Source organism: Streptomyces rimosus subsp. rimosus (assembly GCF_000720725.1).
Classification (GTDB): Bacteria; Actinomycetota; Actinomycetes; order Streptomycetales; family Streptomycetaceae; genus Streptomyces; species Streptomyces rimosus_A.
Window position 1 is genome coordinate 1 of the sequence record NZ_JOCQ01000150.1, and the last position, 15,826, is coordinate 15,826.

A 15,826-nucleotide genomic window follows, 5' to 3' on the forward strand; every position below is an offset into this window, starting at 1 on the left:
GCCCGGCTCGTGCCGGGCCAGGCCGCGGTCGAGCGGCTCCCTCTCCTCCCCCTCCGCCCCACCGCCCCATCGCCGCAGGTCAGCGCATGACAACGGTGTTCAGCTCCGCGTTGCCACATACCCCCCACCCGTAGTTCACTGCAAGGGCCGACGGCGTCCGCCGGGCGGCGCGGACGCGGCTTTCCGGGAGGCGTACGGCATGGGCGCGGGACACGACCACGGGGGCGGCGCGGGTACCGGTACGGCGGCCGCCGCCCATCGCGGGCGGCTGCGCGCCGCGCTGGCGCTGACCTCGGGCGTCATGGTCGCCGAGATCATCGGCAGTGCGGTCACCGGCTCGCTGGCGCTGCTGGCCGACGCGGGGCACATGGCCACCGACGTGGTGGGGCTGACCATGGCGCTGCTGGCGATCCGCCTGGCGAACCGGCCCCCGTCGCCGCAGCGCACCTTCGGGCTCGCCCGCGCCGAGATCCTCGCGGCGGTGGCCAACGCGCTGCTGCTGTTCGGGGTGGGCGGGTACGTGCTGGTCACAGCGGTGCCGCGGTTCTTCGAGCCGGTCGAGGTCGAGGGCGGCACGGCGATGGTCTTCGGCGTCGTCGGCCTGCTGGCGAACCTGGTCTCGCTGGCCCTGCTGATGCGCGGCCGGCGCGACAGCCTCAATGTGCGCGGCGCGTTCCTCGAGGTGATGGCGGACGCGCTCGGGTCGGTGGCGGTCATCGTGGCGGCGCTGCTGGTCACCCTGACGGGCTGGTCCGCGGCGGACCCCGTCGCGTCCATCGTGATCGGTCTGATGATCGTCCCGCGGACCTGGAAGCTGTTCCGGGAGTCCCTGGACATCCTGCTGGAGGCGGCACCGAAAGGCGTGGACATGACGGAGGTACGGGCGCACCTGCTGGCGCTGCCCGGCGTGTCGGACGTCCACGACCTGCACGCCTGGACGATCACGTCCGGGATGCCGGTGCTGTCGGCCCACGTGGTCGTCGCCCCCGAGGCGCTGGACCCGATGGGCCACGAGAAGCTGCTGCACGACCTGCGCGGCTGTCTGGCCGGGCACTTCGCCGTCGAACACTGCACCTTCCAGCTCGAACCACACGGCCATACGGCACATGAGGCGCAGCCGTGCCCATGATGCGGGCGCGCCTGGGGCAGACTTGAGCGGCGAGGAGACCTACGACAAGGATGGGCATGCCGATCACACCTGCCAACGGACAGACCGCCGGGACCGCGGCGGCGAACCCACCGGGCGCCGCCGCCGAACCGATCTTGCTTGAGCTGGTCGACGAGGACGGCACGACGATCGGCACCGAGGAGAAGCTCACCGCGCACCAGCCCCCGGGCCTGCTGCACCGGGCGTTCTCGGTCTTCCTCTTCGACGACCGGGGGCGGCTGCTGCTCCAGCGCCGGGCGCTGGGCAAGTACCACTCCCCCGGTGTCTGGTCCAACACCTGCTGCGGCCATCCGTACCCGGGCGAGACGCCGTTCGCCGCCGCGGCGCGGCGCACCGCCGAGGAGCTGGGCGTGGCCCCGGCGCTGCTCGGCGAGGCCGGTACGGTCCGCTACAACCACCCGGACCCGGACTCCGGGCTGGTCGAGCAGGAGTACAACCACCTGTTCGTGGGGCTGGTGCGGGACGCTCCGCAGCCGGACCCGGAGGAGGTCGGCGAGATCGCGTTCGTGACGCCCGGAGAGCTGGCCGAGCGGCACGAGCAGGCGCCGTTCTCGGCGTGGTTCATGACCGTGCTGGACGCGGCGCGGCCGGCCGTACGGGAACTCACGGGGCCGGCGGCGGGCTGGTAGGCCCGTCCGCCGGCGGGGCGAGCGGCAACTCGGCCCAGACCGCCTTGCCGCCGCTCGCCGTGTGCTCGACGTCGCACTTGCCGCCCGCCTCGGCCGTGAGCATCTTGACCAGCCACAGGCCGCGCCCGCCGACGTCCCCCTCGTCCGCCTCGACGGCCTTGGGGCGGTACGGATGCTCGTCCTCGACGGCGACCCGGACCCAGCCCGCGCCGACGGTGACCTCGACGGTGATCTCCGGGGAGAGCAGCGCGGCGTGCTGCACGGCGTTGGTGACCAGTTCGGAGGCGATCAGCAGCAGGGCGTCCATGACCTCCTCGGCGGCCGGTACGCGCTGCTGGGCGAGCAGGTCCCGGACCGCGTGCCGCGCCTGGGGCACCGAGGACTCCAGCGCCGGCGCGGTGAAGCGCCAGACGCCTTCGTACGCGAGCGGGGCGGTCAGCTCCTCGGGGGGTTCGGCCGGGGGTCCGGAAGACATCCTCACGTAACGAGTGTTGGTTCTGCGCTGGTCCGGACCGACCCGCTGAACAGAAGTCAGCCTCTATCGACGCCTTCTGACCGATAACGCAATCGGAAATCGGCCCTACGACCGATCCTGTCCTATTTGTTTCTCGTTCAAGGACCGCCCTATGGGGCCGGTGGGTGGCCGGTGGCGTCCGGTGCGGCGGGTGCGCCGTCCCGCGCGGTACCGCGGCCGCCCGCCACCATGCCGACGATCCGCCGGCCGCCGACCCCCATCGCGATCAGGCCGAGCCCGTCGAAGAGCAGCGCGAGGGAGAAGAAGCAGCCGATCACGTACCGGCTGCTGTGCGGCCAGTCGCCGAGCACCAGCACGCCCAGCAGGATGCCGAAGGCCCCCTGCACCAGCGTCCAGCCGAACTGCGGCCCCCGGACGACCGCCCCGCCGACCAGCCGGAAGACCCCGCCGGTCAGGAACAGCAGCGCGGCGAACATCGTCAGGCCCGCCGCGGCGACCTCCGGCTGACGGATGACGACCACGCCCGCCGCGATGTTCAGGGCCGCCACGATCACCGCGAGCCAGAAGAAGCTGGAGCCGCGCGACTGGATCGCGTGCAGCAGCCCCACCACACCGCCGATCAGCAGCAGCCAGCCGAACAGCAGCATCGAGGTGAGGGTCGCGAACCCGACGTACACCAGGCCCACCAGGCCCGCGAGCACCAGGACCCCGCCGAGCACCGCCAGCCAGGCGAAGCCGCGCCGCAGCTCGCCCGCTTCCCGTGTCCCCGGGGACGTGCCGCGCGCCGGGCGCTTCGAGGATCTGCGAGTGCCGATCATCACCGTCCTCCTCACGGACGCCTTTGTCCCGGTATACCCCCTTCAGGGCCGAATGGCAGCACACACGACAGCAGGCCCGGTGCTCGTCATGAGCACCGGGCCTGCTGCGGAAGTAGCGGGGACAGGATTTGAACCTGCGACCTCTGGGTTATGAGCCCAGCGAGCTACCGAGCTGCTCCACCCCGCGTCGGTTCCGCCCACCTTACGGGGCGCCGGGCCGTACGCCAAATCGCCGGGCGACCACCTCCCGATCGCCGGACGGCCGCCCCCCGACCGCCGGGCGGTCACTTCCCGGCAAGGTGCGCGGTCAGGCGGGACAGCAGGGTCACACAGTCCCGCAGCCGCCGCTGTTCTTCAGGACTGCACGTGTCGCGGATGGCGGCGTTGAGGGTACGGGCGCGCTGCTCGCGTTCGCGTCGCAGGCGGGCGCGGCCGGCGTCGGTGATGTGCACCAGGAGTTTGCGACGGTCGCCGGGGTGCGGCTCGGTGCGCGCCAAGCCGCCGCCGACGAGTTCCTTCACGGACTTGGCGGCCGACTGGTGGGTGACGCCGCGCCGGTGGGCGAGGTCGGCCGTGGTCAGCGGGCCGCCCCGGTCGAGATAGCCGAGGGCGGCCGCCTCCCCGGGCGGCATGGAGTCCACCGTCCGTACCGCCCGTACCAGCTCGCCGATCGACTGCCGGAGATCCTCGGCCAGCGCGTCTTCGTCCATGCGCACACCTTAGCCGAGGAATGGAAACAAGTTGTACAACTTGGTTGTACAGTTTTCTCGCATCCCGAGCGAAAGGTTTTCCTCCCGTGCAGCTCACCAAGTTCGGCCACGCCTGTGTCCGCGTCGAGAAGGACGGTCGGCGCCTGGTCATCGACCCGGGCGGACTCACCGGCCCGGAGGCGCTGGACGGCGCCGACGCGGTCCTGGTCACCCACGAGCACTTCGACCACTTCTCGGAGGAGACGCTGCGCCGGGCGGCCGAGTGCAACCCGCGCCTGCGCATCTGGACCAACTCCGCCGTCACCGAGCAGCTGGACGGCCTCGGCACCCGGGTCACCGCCGTCGGGGACGGTACGGCCTTCACCGCGGACGGCTTCGACGTCCAGGTCCACGGCACCTGGCACGAGGTGATCCACCCCGACATCCCGCGCGTCACCAACGTCGGGTTCCTCATCGACGGCGCCCTCTTCCACCCCGGGGACGCCCTGACCGTCCCCGGGACCTCCGTCGATACGCTGCTGCTGCCGGTGCACGCCCCCTGGTCCACCACCGGCCGCCTGATCGACTACGTACGTGAGGTCGCCCCGCGGGACGCCTACGCCATTCACGACGGCGCCCTCAACGACATCGGCACCGCGATGGTCGGCGGCTTGCTGGGCGAGAACGGACCCGGCATCGCCGCGCGCTACCGGCGTCTGGCCCCGGGCGAGACCGTCCGGGTCGGCTGAGCGCCGGACGGGAGGGTCGTGAAGCGGCCTCAGAGCACGCGCTCGGCGATGCGCCCGCTCTCGACCTCGATCCTGCGGGTGGTGTGCACCGCCTCCAGCATCCGCCGGTCGTGCGTGACCAGCAGCAGCGTCCCCTGGTAGGAGTCGAGCGCGGACTCCAGCTGTTCGATCGCCGGCAGGTCGAGGTGGTTGGTCGGCTCGTCCAGGACCAGGAGGTTGACGCCCCGGCCCTGGAGGAGGGCGAGGGCGGCGCGGGTCCGCTCGCCCGGGGAGAGCGTGGCGGCGGGCCGCAGTACGTGGGCCGCCTTGAGCCCGAACTTGGCGAGCAGCGTGCGTACGTCGGCCGGGGACATCTCCGGTGCGGCGCCGCGGAACGCGTCCGCCAGCGGCTCGTCCCCGAGGAACGCGCCGCGCGCCTGGTCCACCTCGCCGACGACGACGCCGGAACCCAGCGCGGCGTGTCCGGCGTCCAGCGGCAGCCGGCCCAGCAGGGCGGCGAGCAGGGTGGACTTGCCCGAGCCGTTGGGGCCGGTGACGGCGACCCGGTCCGCCCAGTCGATCTGGAGGTCCACCGGGCCGAAGCGGAAGTCGCCGCGCCGCGCCTCGGCGCCGCGCAGGGTGGCCACCACCGCGCCCGCGCGCGGCGCGGCGGCGATCTCCATGCGCAGCTCCCACTCCTTGCGCGGCTCCTCGACGGCGTTGGCGTCCAGGCGCTCGATCATGCGCTGGGTCTGCTTGGCCTTGGCGGCCTGCTTCTCGGTGGACTCCGTACGGAACTTGCGGCCGATCTTGTCGTTGTCGGTGGCCTTGCGGCGGGCGTTCTTGACGCCCTTTTCCATCCAGTTGCGCTGGAGGTGGGCGCGGGTCTGGAGGGCGGCCCGGGTCTCGGCGTACTCGTCGTACTCCTCGCGGGCGTGCCGCCGGGCCCGCTCGCGCTCCTCCAGATACGCCTCGTAGCCGCCGCCGTAGGTGTTGACCTGCTGCTGGGCGAGGTCGAGTTCGAGGACGCGGGTGACCGTACGGGTCAGGAACTCGCGGTCGTGGCTGACCAGGACCGTGCCGGCGCGCAGGCCGGTGACGAACTCCTCCAGCCGGGCCAGGCCGTCCAGGTCGAGGTCGTTGGTGGGCTCGTCCAGCAGGAAGACGTCGTAGCGGGAGAGCAGTAGCGAGGCGAGCGAGGCGCGGGCGGCCTGGCCGCCGGACAGGGCGGTCATGGGCTGGTCGAGGCCGACGGCGAGGCCGAGCTGGGCGGCCGTCTCCTCGGCGCGTTCGTCGAGGTCGGCGGCGCCGAGGGAGAGCCAGCGCTCCAGGGCGGTGGCGTACGCGTCGTCGGCGCCGGGCGCCTCGTCGACGAGCGCCTGGGTGGCGGTGTCCAGGGCCGCCTGGGCCGCGGTGACGCCGGTGCGGCGGGCGAGGAAGGCGCGTACGGACTCTCCGGGGCGGCGGTCCGGCTCCTGCGGGAGATGGCCGACGGTGGCGGTGGGCGGGCTCAGGCTCAGCCGGCCCTCCTCCGGGGTGTCCAGCCCGGCCAGCAGGCGCAGCAGCGTGGACTTGCCGGCGCCGTTGGCGCCGACCAGGCCGATGACGTCCCCGGGGGCGACCACCAGGTCGAGGCCGGAGAAGAGGACGCGTTCGCCGTGGCCGGCGGCGAGGGACTTGGCGACGAGGGTGGCGGCGGTGTCAGACATCAGACCGACGATCGTATCCGGCCCGCTGCCAGGCGGTCGCCTCGATATCCGGTGGCCGCCCCGGCCTCCGGTGGCCGCCCCGGTCCCGGTGATCACCGCGGTATCAGCCGGCCGCCTTACCATCCGGAGCATGGAACCGGAGATCATCACACGCGTCGGCGACGGCACGGCGACCATCACCCTCAGCCATCCCGCCAAGCGCAACGCCATGACGACGGAGATGTGGCGGGAGCTGCCGCCGCTGCTGGACCGGCTGGCGGCGGACCGTGCCGTACGGGTGCTGGTGCTGACCGGCGCGGGCCGGACGTTCTGCGCCGGTGCGGACATCGGGTCGCTGCGCGGGTCGGCGGGGGCGGAGAAGGGGCTGGCGACGGCCGCCGAGGAGGCGCTCGCGGCGTTTCCCAAGCCGACGCTGGCGGCGATACGCGGTTACTGCGTGGGGGGCGGCTGCCAGCTGGCGGCGGCGTGCGACCTGCGGTTCGCGGAGGAGGGCGCGCAGTTCGGGGTGCCGCCCGCGAAGCTGGGGATCGTCTATCCGGCCTCGTCCACCCGGCGGCTGGTGCGGCTGGTGGGCCCGTCGGCCGCCAAGTACCTGCTGTTCTCGGGCGAGTTGATCGACTGTGCGCGGGCGCTGCGGACCGGGCTGCTGGACGAGGTGCTGCCCGAGGACGGGCTGGACGAGCGGGTGGCGCGGTTCACCGCCGTACTGGCGAGCCGGTCGCAGCTGACGCAGGCCGCGGCGAAGGAGTTCGCGGACGGCCCGGCGGACGGGGAGCGGGTCGCCCACTGGGAGGCGCAGGCGCACGAGAGCGGCGACACCGCGGAGGGTGTCGCCGCTTTCCTGGAACGCCGGGAGCCGCGCTTCACCTGGTCGGTGAGGTGAGCAGGCGACTCCCGGCGGGTCGTGCGACGGGCGGACCCCCGTGGGTCAGGTGACCTCGCCGTCCGTCTTGAGGGTCAGGCGTACGTTGGTGTCGGCGGTGCCGTTGTTGGTGGCGCAGGCGGTGTAGTCACCCGCGCCGGGCCAGCCGGCCCAGGTGTCCCGCAGTTCCGCGGCGTACGCGGTGACCAGGCCGGGCGAGCCGGTGCCGGGCACCGTCGCGCCCTGGTACTGGAGCTTGAACTTGGCGCCCTGGCCCGTGGCCTTGCCGTCCACGCGCACCTTGTGCTCGGCGGACTGCTGCACGCAGCGCTGCTCCCCCGGGTGCAGCGTGCCGCCGTAGAACTGCGACGCGGCGGCCGGTCCGGCGGCCGACAGGGCCAGTCCGGCGGCCGAGGCGGCGGCGAACGCGACGCCCATGACGGTGGTGGTCCTGCGGTTCATCTTTCTTCGCCCCCTGAGTTGTTGGTGGTGCGGCACCCAGGAAGCTAGGCGCGGTGAACGCCCGGAAAGCAGACCGTTACATGTCCGCTTCATGTCCGATGAGGGTCCGTTCCGGCCGCCCCGGCGACATACTTGTCGCGTGGGTGACCGGTTGGGCGACCGGCTCGTGACGGCGCGCGAAGAGGGCTTCGTCGGCCGCCGCCGGGAGACCGCGGCCTTCCGCGCGCTGCTGGCCGCCGGGCGCGGCGCGGTGGTGTACGTCCACGGTCCCGGCGGCATCGGCAAGACCACGCTCCTGCACCACTTCGCGCAGCTCGCGCGGCACGCCGGGCGGCCCGCCGTACGGCTGGAGGCGGCCGAGGTGCGCTCCTACGAGGAGGAGCTGACGGGGCGCATTCCGGACCGGCCGGATCTGGTGCTGCTCATCGACGGCCTGGACGACCCGCGGGTGGCGCGGGACACCGTGCACCGCGAGCTGCTGCCCCGGCTGCCCGCCGACGCGCTGGTCGCGCTGGCCTGCCGGACGGCGCCGCCGCTGTCCTGGCGCCTGGATCCGGCCTGGCAGGGGCTGCTGCACCTGCTCCCGCTCGGGCCGCTGGACGATGCGGACAGCCGGGAGCTGCTCACCCGGCGCGGTGTGCCGCCCGCCGTCCAGGACCAGGGGCTGGCCTTCACCCGCGGGCACCCGCTGGCCCTCGCGCTGGTGGCGGACGTCGCCGCGCACGGCGGCGAGGCGGCCGGGGCCGACCCGTCGCCGCAGATCGTGCGGGCGCTGCTGGCGAGCCTGCTGGAAGCGGTGCCCACGCCGCTGCACCGGACCGCGCTGGAGGCGTCCTCGCAGGTGCTCTCGACGACCGAGCCGCTGCTGGCCGCGCTGCTCCAGGTGGCCGACGCCCGGCCGTACTTCGACTGGCTGTGCGGACTGTCCGCCGTGGAGAGCGGGCTGCGCGGGGTGCATCCGCACGACCTGGTACGGGACGCGCTGGACGCGGAGCTGCGCTGGCGCGATCCGGAGCGCCGGGCGGCGCTGCACCGGCGGGCGAGCGCGTACTACCAGCGGCTGTTCACCCAGGAGGACGACCGGGCGCGGCAGCGGGCGGTGCTCGCGGACTTCGCGTACCTGCACCGGGACAGCCCGGTCGTCGGGCCGCTGCTGGAGCCGGTGGCGCGCGGCGCGGCCGGTGCCGCCCGGCTGGACCGGCTGACCGTCTCGCCGGGTCCGGTCACCGGCGGCGAGCTGGTGGAGGCGTGCACGATCGCCGCGATCCACGAGGGCATCGAGGCGGCGCGGCTGGTGCACGACTGGTCGCGGTGTCCGGAGGCGCAGACGTACACCGTGCGTGGACCGGACGGGGTGGCGGCCGGGTTCTACACGCTGATCGAGCTGGGCGCCGCTCCCCCGGCGGACGCACCGGACGATCCGGCGGTACGGGCCGCCCGCGGCTGGCTGGCGGAGCACGGGGAGCTGCGCGGCGGCGAGACGGCGCTGCTGGTGCGGTTCTGGATGAGCCGCGACGAGTACCAGGCCGTGTCGCCCGTACAGACCCTGATCACCCTGCGGCTGACCCACCACTACCTGACGGACCACAAGCCCGCAGTGACGCTGCTGCCGTTCGCCGATCCGGAGTTCTGGGAGCCGGGCTGCGCGTACGTGGACTTCGCCCGGCTGCCCGCGGCGGACTTCACGGCGGCGGGGCGCCGCTTCGGGATGTTCGTGCACGACTGGCGGCGGGTGCCGGCGCTGGCGTGGCTGGCGATGCTGACCGAGCGGGAACGGGCCGAGGACCCGTTCGCGGTCACCCCGCCCGTCGCGTCGGACCCGCTGCGGGTGCTGGACCGGGAAGAGTTCGCGGAGGCGGTGCGGGACGTGCTGCGTGGACTCGTACGGGCGGACGGGCTGCGGGACTCGCCGCTGCTGCGGACGCGCCTGGTCGCCGGGCGGTGCCCGGCGGGTGAGGCGGGCCAGAAGGAGCGGGTGGCGGCGCTGCGGGAGGCGGTGCGCTCGGCAGCGGCGGCGCTGGAGGCGTCGCCGCAGGACCGCCGGGCCTTCCGGGCGCTGCACCACACGTACCTGCGCCCGGCCGGCACCCAGGCGCGCGCCGCGGAGCTGCTGCGCCTGCCGATGACGACGTACCGGCGCCATCTGGCCGCCGGGATCGGCCGCCTGACGGAGCTGCTGTGGCAGGAGGAGCTGGAGGGCGGCGGGCCGGACGGGGGCGAGGGCGATCACTCCGGCGGCCCGCCGGAGGTCAGCCGTCCAGAATGAACCGGCTCCGCTCCCGCATCGCCGCCGTGATGCCGGCCGGTGCCTTCTCGGGCGAGCCCGCGTCGTACGGCGGCTCCGGGTCGTATTCGATGCCGAGCTGGACGGTTTGCGCGTGGGCGTCACCGGCGATCCGTCCGACCAGCGCAAGGCCCATGTCGATGCCGGAGGACACGCCCGCGGCGGTCACGTACTTGCCGTCGAAGACGACGCGCTCGCCGGTCGGCTCGACGCCATGGGCGGGGAGCCGGTCCAGCGCGAGCCAGTGGGAGGTGGCGCGGCGGCCCTTGAGGAGGCCCGCGGCGGCGAGGATCAGGGAGCCGGTGCAGACGGAGGTCGTCCAGGTGGTACGGGTGTCCACGGCGCGCAGCCAGTCGTGCAGCGGCCCGTCGTCCATGAGCGCGGCCTGGCCGGTGCCGCCGGGCACCACGAGCACGTCCGGGGCGGTGACCTCGGACAGCACGGCGTCGGCGGTCAGCGCGAGGTCGCCGCGGCCGGTGCGGTGCTCGCCGGTGCGCTCGGCGACGAAGACGGTCTCGGCGCCGGGGATGCGGCTGAGGGTTTCGTACGGGCCGATGGCGTCCAGGGCGGTGATGCGGTCGTAGAGGAGGACGGCGATCTGCATGCGGGTGCCTTTCGGTGATGGGGCGTGGTGAAGCGGCCTGGGCGGGTGGTCAGGAGAACGGCGGCGGGGCCGCGGGCCGGAAGCGGCGGCGGTATTCGGCCGGTGCGGCGCCCAGCGTGCGCAGGAAGGCGCGGCGCATCGCCTCGGGAGTGCCGTAGCCGCAGCGGCGGGAGATGCCCTCGACACCGTCGGCGGTGTCCTCCAGGAGGCGGCGGGCGGCCTCCAGGCGCACCCGGTCGACGTACCGGCCGGGGGTCATGCCGACCTCGTCCCGGAAGGCGCGGGCGAAGTGCCGGGGCGACAGGCCCGCGCGGCCGGCGAGGGTTTCCACGGACAGGTCGGCCGCCGGGTTCTCGGCGATCCACTGCTGTACGTCGCGCAGCGGGCGCCGGTCCGCGGTCTGCGCGGCGAGCTGGGCGCTGAACTGGGTCTGGTTGCCGGGGCGGCGCAGGAAGACGACCAGGTGGCGGGCGACGGCCAGCGCGAGGTCGCGGCCCAGGTCCTCCTCCACCAGGGCCAGCGCGAGGTCGATGCCCGCCGTCACGCCGGCCGAGGTGGCCACGTCGCCGTCCCGTACGTAGATCGGCTCCGGATCGACCCGTACGGCCGGGAAGTCGGCGGCGAGCTCGGCACACCGGGTCCAGTGGGTGGTCGCCCGGCGGCCGTCGAGCAGTCCGGCGGCGGCGAGCAGGAACGCGCCGGTGCATACCGACACCTTGCGGCGGGCCCGCGGCGCGTGCAGCCGCAGCCAGTCGATCAGCCGGGGGTCAGGGTCTCGGGTGCCCCGCCCGCCGGGCACGAGCAGGGTGTGCGGCGGTCCGGCGTCGGGCAGCGCGAGATCGGGGGTCACGGCCAGTCCGCTGCCCGTGCGCACCGGGGCGCCGTCGAGCGAGGCGGTGCGGACCGGGTAGGCGCCGGGCGTCCGCAGGGCCGCCTGGGTGAAGACCTCCAGCGGGCCGGTGACGTCGAGGCTCTGCACGCCGTCGAAGAGGACGACCAGCACGTCGCGCTGTTCCATGGCGTTCATCCTGCGGGGGCGCCCGCGGTGGCGGCAATGACGAATAACCCACCTTTACTGCCATCGGCCGGCGTGGCCGGGTGGCGGTCGCCGGGGTCTGCCCGGCCCCCCTCCCCTCCGTACCGACGGGTCGGTAACCTGCGGGCATGACCACCACGACCCCGCTCCCCGAGCGCGCCGGACGGCATTGTCACAACGTCGTCAACCCGCTGCACTCGACCGTCTACTTCTCCCCCGACTTCCCCGCCGAGTTCGCCGCCCTCGGCATCGAGGACCGCAGCGCCGCCTACTTCGCGAGCCGGGCCGCGGCCCTGGGCGCGGTCGGCCCCGGCACCGTCACGGCGACCTTCTACAACTTCAGGCACGACCTGGTCGCCCGGCACATACCGCAGGTGTGGAAGGTGGCCCCGCCCGAGGAGGTGCTGGCCGCGCGGCTGCGGGCGGCCGACCGCACGCTGCGGCGGCTGCTCGGCGACGCGGCGGTGGAGTCGCCGGAGATGGCCGAGGCGGCCCGGCTGGCGCTGCGCGCCGCCGAAGCCTGCGCGCGGCACGCCCGCCCGCTGTTCGCCGCGCACGCCGACCTGCCGGTCCCCGACGCGCCGCACCTCGCCTTCTGGCACGCGGCGACGCTGCTGCGCGAGCACCGCGGCGACGGCCACCTCGCGGCGCTGCTGGACGCCGGGCTGGACGGCCTGGAGGCGCTGGTCACCCACACCGCCAGCGACCGCGGCGCGGCCCGATCCTGGATCCTGGAGACCCGCGGCTGGTCCCCGGAGGACTGGGAGGCCGCGGAGGAGCGGCTGCGCGGGCGCGGCTTCCTCGACGCGGTGGGCGCGCTGACCGAGGCGGGCAAGCAGCTGCGCGCGGACCTGGAGGACACCACGGACCGGCTGGACCTGGCGCCGTACGAGCACCTGGGCGCGGCGGACGTGGCCCGGCTGACCGAACTGGCCGGCGGCTTCACCCAGGCCGCGCTGGCGGCGGGCGCGTTCCCGAAGGCGCTCTTCGGCAAGGGCTGAGACCGCGCGGGCTGAGACCGCGAGGGGTGAGACCGCGAGGGGTGAGACCGCGAGGGCTGAGGCCCGCGCCTTCCGGGCGCCCTGCGGGGGCCCAACCCCCGGGAGTGTCGCGGTAGTTGCCGGCCCTCCCGGAACGTCCCGCGCACCGAGAAATCGGGTGCGCGGGACGGACCGCCGCTGCCACGCTGCGCCGATGAACCGTCAAGAGATCTCCCGGATCGCGCACACCGGCCACCCGATCGCCGCGCCGCTCGACGACGCGTCGGTGCGGCAGTTGCTGGACCACGGCCTGCCGCGCGGCGACGAGCGCGTGCTCGACCTCGGCTGCGGCGGCGGGGAGTGGCTGCTGCGCGCGCTGGCCCGGCATCCGCGGCTGCGCGCCGAGGGCGTCGATGTCAGCGCGGAGGCCCTGGCGCACGCCCGTACGGCCGCCGCCGAGCAGGACGTCGCGGGCCGGCTCGTCCTCCACCACGAGGACGCCGCCGGCTTCCGCTCCCCCCACCCGTTCGGCCTGGTGCTCAGCGTCGGGGCCGCGCACGCCTTCGGCGGCCTGCTGCCCACCCTGGCGGCGGCCCGCGAACACCTGGCTCCGGGCGGGCGCGTACTGGTCGGTGACGGATTCTGGGACCGTACGCCGTCTCCGGAGGCCGTCGAGATGCTGGGCCACTTCGCCGATCTGCCGACCACCCTGGAACGCGTCGCCGCCGACGGGTGGACGCCCGTCCACGGACACATCAGCACCCGCCGCGAACTGGACGCCTACGAGTGGTCCTGGACCGGTTCGCTGGCCTCCTGGGCACTGGACCAGCCGGGCGGCCCCGACCGCACCGAAGCGCTGGCGGCGGCCGGCACCCACCGTACGGAGTGGCTGCGGGTCTACCGGGACTGCTGGGGATTCCTGAGCCTGGTGCTGCGGCGCACCGACGGCTGAGAGCAGACGTCCCGGGCGCGGGCACCGGTGCGTGCGGCTTCTCACACCTGGCGACAGCGGCGCGGGGGGCGCGACAGTGCGGCCCGGCAACCTGCACAATGCAGGCTCAAGCAAACGCTGGAAGGCGGGGCAGGAAACAACGTGACGGCATCCACCGAGGCCAACGGGGCGTCCGGGACCATCGGATCCATCGAAGCGAGGATCGCCGGCGAGCTCGGCGTCAGGGAGCGGCAGGTGAAGGCCGCGGTCGAACTGCTCGACGGCGGCTCGACCGTGCCCTTCATCGCCCGGTACCGCAAGGAAGCGACGGAGATGCTCGACGACGCGCAGCTGCGCGCGTTGGAGGAGCGGCTGCGCTACCTGCGGGAGCTGGAGGAGCGGCGGGCCGCGATCCTGGAGTCCGTCCGGTCGCAGGGCAAGCTGGACGCCGCGCTGGAGGCGCAGATCCGCGGCGCCGAGTCCAAGGCCCGGCTGGAGGACATCTACCTGCCCTTCAAGCCCAAGCGGCGCACCAAGGCGCAGATCGCGCGCGAGGCCGGTCTGGAGCCGCTGGCGGACGGCCTGCTGAGCGACCCGTCGGTGGAGCCCTCGGCCGCCGCGGCGGCGTTCGTGGATGCCGACAAGGGCGTGGCGGACCCGGCCGCCGCCCTGGAGGGCGCGCGGGCCATCCTGACCGAGCGGTTCAGCGAGGACGCCGACCTGATCGGCGAACTGCGCGAACGCATGTGGTCGCGGGGCCAGGTCGCCGCGAAGGTGCGCGAGGGCAAGGAGGAGGCGGGCGCGAAGTTCGCCGACTACTTCGACTTCGCCGAGCCCTTCACCGCGCTGCCGTCGCACCGCGTCCTGGCGATGCTGCGCGGTGAGAAGGAGGAGATCCTCGACCTCGCGCTGGAGCCGGAGACCGAGCCGGTCGAGGGCACCACGTCGTACGAGCAGTCCATCGCCCACAAGTTCGGCATCGCCGACCGCGGCCGGCCCGCCGACAAGTGGCTGAAGGACACGGTCCGCTGGGCCTGGCGCACCCGCGTCCTGGTGCACCTCGGTATCGACCTGCGGCTGCGGCTGCGGCAGGCCGCCGAGGACGAGGCGGTACGGGTCTTCGCGGCCAACCTGCGCGACCTGCTGCTGGCGGCACCGGCCGGCACCCGCGCCACGATGGGCCTGGACCCCGGCTTCCGTACGGGCGTCAAGGTCGCCGTCGTGGACGCGACCGGCAAGGTGGCCGCGACGGAGACGATCTACCCGCACGTGCCGCAGCAGAAGTGGGACCAGTCGCTGGCCACGCTGGCGCGGCTGGCCCGGGAGCACGACGTCGAGCTGATCGCCATCGGCAACGGCACCGCCTCGCGCGAGACGGACAAGCTGGCCGCCGACCTGATCGCGGCGCAGCCGGAGCTGAAGCTGACCAAGGTGATGGTCTCCGAGGCGGGCGCCTCGGTGTACTCCGCCTCCGCGTTCGCCTCGCAGGAGCTGCCCGACCTGGACGTGTCGCTGCGCGGTGCCGTCTCGATCGCGCGCCGCCTCCAGGACCCGCTCGCCGAACTGGTCAAGATCGACCCGAAGTCGATCGGTGTCGGCCAGTACCAGCACGACCTGGCCGAGGTGAAGCTGTCGCGCTCGCTGGACGCGGTGGTCGAGGACTGTGTGAACGGCGTCGGCGTGGACGTCAACACCGCGTCCGCGCCACTGCTGTCGCGCGTGTCCGGCATCGGCTCGGGCCTGGCCGAGAACATCGTCGCGCACCGCGACACCAACGGCCCCTTCCGCACCCGCAAGGCGCTCAAGGACGTGGCCCGGCTCGGCCCGAAGGCGTACGAGCAGTGCGCGGGCTTCCTCCGTATCCGCGGCGGCGACGACCCGCTGGACGCCTCCAGCGTGCACCCGGAGGCGTACCCGGTGGTCCGCCGGATGGTGAAGACGGCGGGCGGCGAGGTGTCCTCGCTGATCGGCAACACGGCGGTGCTGCGCTCGCTGAAGCCCGCCGACTTCGTCGACGACTCCTTCGGCCTGCCGACCGTCACCGACATCCTCCAGGAGCTGGAGAAGCCGGGCCGCGACCCGCGCCCGGTCTTCAAGACGGCCACCTTCAAGGAGGGCGTGGAGAAGATCGGCGACCTGGCGGCCGGGATGCTCCTGGAGGGCGTGGTGACCAACGTCGCCGCCTTCGGGGCATTCGTGGACGTCGGCGTCCACCAGGACGGACTGGTGCATGTGTCGGCAATGTCCAAAACGTTCGTCAAGGACCCGCGCGACGTGGTCAAGCCGGGTGACATCGTGCGCGTGAAGGTGCTGGACGTGGACATCCCGCGCAAGCGGATCTCGCTGACGCTGCGCCTGGACGACGAGCCGGGCAAGGGCGGCGGCGCGGCCGACGGCGGGCAGCGCCCGGGCGGACAGCGCGAGGGCCGTCGCGGCGGCGACCGGCCGGAC

General features: G+C 73.9%; 15 protein-coding genes and 1 tRNA gene. 8 read left to right on the forward strand and 8 right to left on the reverse strand.

From position 1 onward, the window contains the following. The first annotated feature begins 199 nt into the window (after positions 1-199). Positions 200-1,129: a cation diffusion facilitator family transporter gene (locus IH45_RS0139935; protein WP_030681008.1), complete on the forward strand. Its 930-nt coding sequence runs from the start codon at positions 200-202 to the stop codon at positions 1,127-1,129. Positions 1,130-1,185: 56 nt separating this feature from the next. Beyond that, positions 1,186-1,797 (forward strand): isopentenyl-diphosphate Delta-isomerase, encoded by a 612-nt coding sequence (idi, locus tag IH45_RS0139940; RefSeq protein WP_030681010.1) that lies wholly within the window; start codon positions 1,186-1,188, stop codon positions 1,795-1,797. On the opposite strand, the gene IH45_RS0139945 is transcribed toward idi, so the two are convergent. From IH45_RS0139945 to IH45_RS0139960, 4 genes are all read right to left on the reverse strand, one after another. Next, complete coding sequence (locus IH45_RS0139945; protein ID WP_030681014.1) at positions 1,772-2,272, reverse strand: ATP-binding protein; 501 nt, start codon at positions 2,270-2,272, stop codon at positions 1,772-1,774. The two genes, idi and IH45_RS0139945, sit on opposite strands and share 26 nt — an antisense overlap. 149 nt (positions 2,273-2,421) lie before the next feature. Beyond that, the gene (locus IH45_RS01000000144645; protein WP_030681018.1) at positions 2,422-3,090 is read right to left on the reverse strand and encodes an HdeD family acid-resistance protein; all 669 of its coding nucleotides are present in this window, start codon (positions 3,088-3,090) and stop codon (positions 2,422-2,424) included. A gap of 113 nt (positions 3,091-3,203) precedes the next feature. Then, positions 3,204-3,277, reverse strand: a tRNA-Met gene (locus tag IH45_RS0139955). A gap of 97 nt (positions 3,278-3,374) precedes the next feature. Next, positions 3,375-3,800: a MarR family winged helix-turn-helix transcriptional regulator gene (locus IH45_RS0139960; RefSeq protein ID WP_030681020.1), complete on the reverse strand. Its 426-nt coding sequence runs from the start codon at positions 3,798-3,800 to the stop codon at positions 3,375-3,377. 86 nt (positions 3,801-3,886) lie between these two features. On the opposite strand from IH45_RS0139960, the gene IH45_RS0139965 reads away from it, so the two are divergent. Continuing rightward, a complete protein-coding gene (locus IH45_RS0139965; protein WP_030681023.1) occupies positions 3,887-4,528 on the forward strand; it encodes an MBL fold metallo-hydrolase in 642 nt (213 codons plus the stop codon). Positions 4,529-4,557: 29 nt separating this feature from the next. Here the strand turns inward: IH45_RS0139965 and IH45_RS0139970 are convergent, their stop codons facing one another. Continuing rightward, positions 4,558-6,216 carry an ABC-F family ATP-binding cassette domain-containing protein gene (locus tag IH45_RS0139970; protein WP_030681026.1) on the reverse strand — a complete coding sequence of 553 codons (1,659 nt, stop codon included), beginning with the start codon at positions 6,214-6,216 and terminating at the stop codon, positions 4,558-4,560. A 130-nt stretch (positions 6,217-6,346) separates the two neighbouring features. Between IH45_RS0139970 and IH45_RS0139975 the strand changes: the two genes are divergently transcribed. After that, positions 6,347-7,099 carry an enoyl-CoA hydratase/isomerase family protein gene (locus IH45_RS0139975; RefSeq protein WP_030681029.1) on the forward strand — a complete coding sequence of 251 codons (753 nt, stop codon included), beginning with the start codon at positions 6,347-6,349 and terminating at the stop codon, positions 7,097-7,099. Between the two features lie 45 nt (positions 7,100-7,144). On the opposite strand, the gene IH45_RS0139980 is transcribed toward IH45_RS0139975, so the two are convergent. Then, on the reverse strand, positions 7,145-7,540 hold the full coding sequence (locus IH45_RS0139980) for a hypothetical protein (RefSeq protein WP_030681032.1): 396 nt from the start codon (positions 7,538-7,540) through the stop codon (positions 7,145-7,147). A gap of 139 nt (positions 7,541-7,679) precedes the next feature. On the opposite strand from IH45_RS0139980, the gene IH45_RS0139985 reads away from it, so the two are divergent. After that, positions 7,680-9,806 carry an ATP-binding protein gene (locus tag IH45_RS0139985; protein ID WP_158813452.1) on the forward strand — a complete coding sequence of 709 codons (2,127 nt, stop codon included), beginning with the start codon at positions 7,680-7,682 and terminating at the stop codon, positions 9,804-9,806. On the opposite strand, the gene IH45_RS0139990 is transcribed toward IH45_RS0139985, so the two are convergent. Both IH45_RS0139990 and IH45_RS0139995 read right to left on the reverse strand, forming a co-directional pair. Further along, positions 9,790-10,428 (reverse strand): DJ-1/PfpI family protein, encoded by a 639-nt coding sequence (locus tag IH45_RS0139990; protein WP_030681038.1) that lies wholly within the window; start codon positions 10,426-10,428, stop codon positions 9,790-9,792. The two genes, IH45_RS0139985 and IH45_RS0139990, sit on opposite strands and share 17 nt — an antisense overlap. Positions 10,429-10,477: 49 nt before the next feature. Beyond that, on the reverse strand, positions 10,478-11,446 hold the full coding sequence (locus tag IH45_RS0139995; protein WP_030681041.1) for a GlxA family transcriptional regulator: 969 nt from the start codon (positions 11,444-11,446) through the stop codon (positions 10,478-10,480). A 146-nt stretch (positions 11,447-11,592) separates the two neighbouring features. Between IH45_RS0139995 and IH45_RS0140000 the strand changes: the two genes are divergently transcribed. The 3 genes from IH45_RS0140000 to IH45_RS0140010 form a co-directional block, all read left to right on the forward strand. Beyond that, the gene (locus IH45_RS0140000) at positions 11,593-12,465 is read left to right on the forward strand and encodes an SCO6745 family protein (protein ID WP_030681044.1); all 873 of its coding nucleotides are present in this window, start codon (positions 11,593-11,595) and stop codon (positions 12,463-12,465) included. Positions 12,466-12,658: 193 nt separating this feature from the next. After that, positions 12,659-13,396, forward strand: coding sequence for an SAM-dependent methyltransferase (locus tag IH45_RS0140005; RefSeq protein WP_030681047.1), 738 nt, complete (start codon positions 12,659-12,661; stop codon positions 13,394-13,396). A 141-nt stretch (positions 13,397-13,537) separates the two neighbouring features. Beyond that, positions 13,538-15,826: Tex family protein (locus IH45_RS0140010; RefSeq protein WP_032919297.1), on the forward strand; the 2,289-nt coding region annotated here is incomplete at its 3' end.

What these genes read in the sequence shown, in the direction of transcription:
- IH45_RS0139935 (WP_030681008.1), top strand. Translation starts at nt 200, where the DNA reads ATGGGCGCGGGACACGACCACGGGGGCGGCGCGGGTACCGGTACGGCG.
- idi (WP_030681010.1), top strand. Translation starts at nt 1,186, where the DNA reads ATGCCGATCACACCTGCCAACGGACAGACCGCCGGGACCGCGGCGGCG.
- IH45_RS01000000144645 (WP_030681018.1), bottom strand. Translation starts at nt 3,090, where the DNA reads ATGATCGGCACTCGCAGATCCTCGAAGCGCCCGGCGCGCGGCACGTCC.
- IH45_RS0139975 (WP_030681029.1), top strand. Translation starts at nt 6,347, where the DNA reads ATGGAACCGGAGATCATCACACGCGTCGGCGACGGCACGGCGACCATC.
- IH45_RS0139970 (WP_030681026.1), bottom strand. Translation starts at nt 6,216, where the DNA reads ATGTCTGACACCGCCGCCACCCTCGTCGCCAAGTCCCTCGCCGCCGGC.
- IH45_RS0140000 (WP_030681044.1), top strand. Translation starts at nt 11,593, where the DNA reads ATGACCACCACGACCCCGCTCCCCGAGCGCGCCGGACGGCATTGTCAC.
- IH45_RS0140005 (WP_030681047.1), top strand. Translation starts at nt 12,659, where the DNA reads ATGAACCGTCAAGAGATCTCCCGGATCGCGCACACCGGCCACCCGATC.
- IH45_RS0139990 (WP_030681038.1), bottom strand. Translation starts at nt 10,428, where the DNA reads ATGCAGATCGCCGTCCTCCTCTACGACCGCATCACCGCCCTGGACGCC.
- IH45_RS0139995 (WP_030681041.1), bottom strand. Translation starts at nt 11,446, where the DNA reads ATGGAACAGCGCGACGTGCTGGTCGTCCTCTTCGACGGCGTGCAGAGC.
- IH45_RS0139945 (WP_030681014.1), bottom strand. Translation starts at nt 2,272, where the DNA reads ATGTCTTCCGGACCCCCGGCCGAACCCCCCGAGGAGCTGACCGCCCCG.
- IH45_RS0139960 (WP_030681020.1), bottom strand. Translation starts at nt 3,800, where the DNA reads ATGGACGAAGACGCGCTGGCCGAGGATCTCCGGCAGTCGATCGGCGAG.
- IH45_RS0139980 (WP_030681032.1), bottom strand. Translation starts at nt 7,540, where the DNA reads ATGAACCGCAGGACCACCACCGTCATGGGCGTCGCGTTCGCCGCCGCC.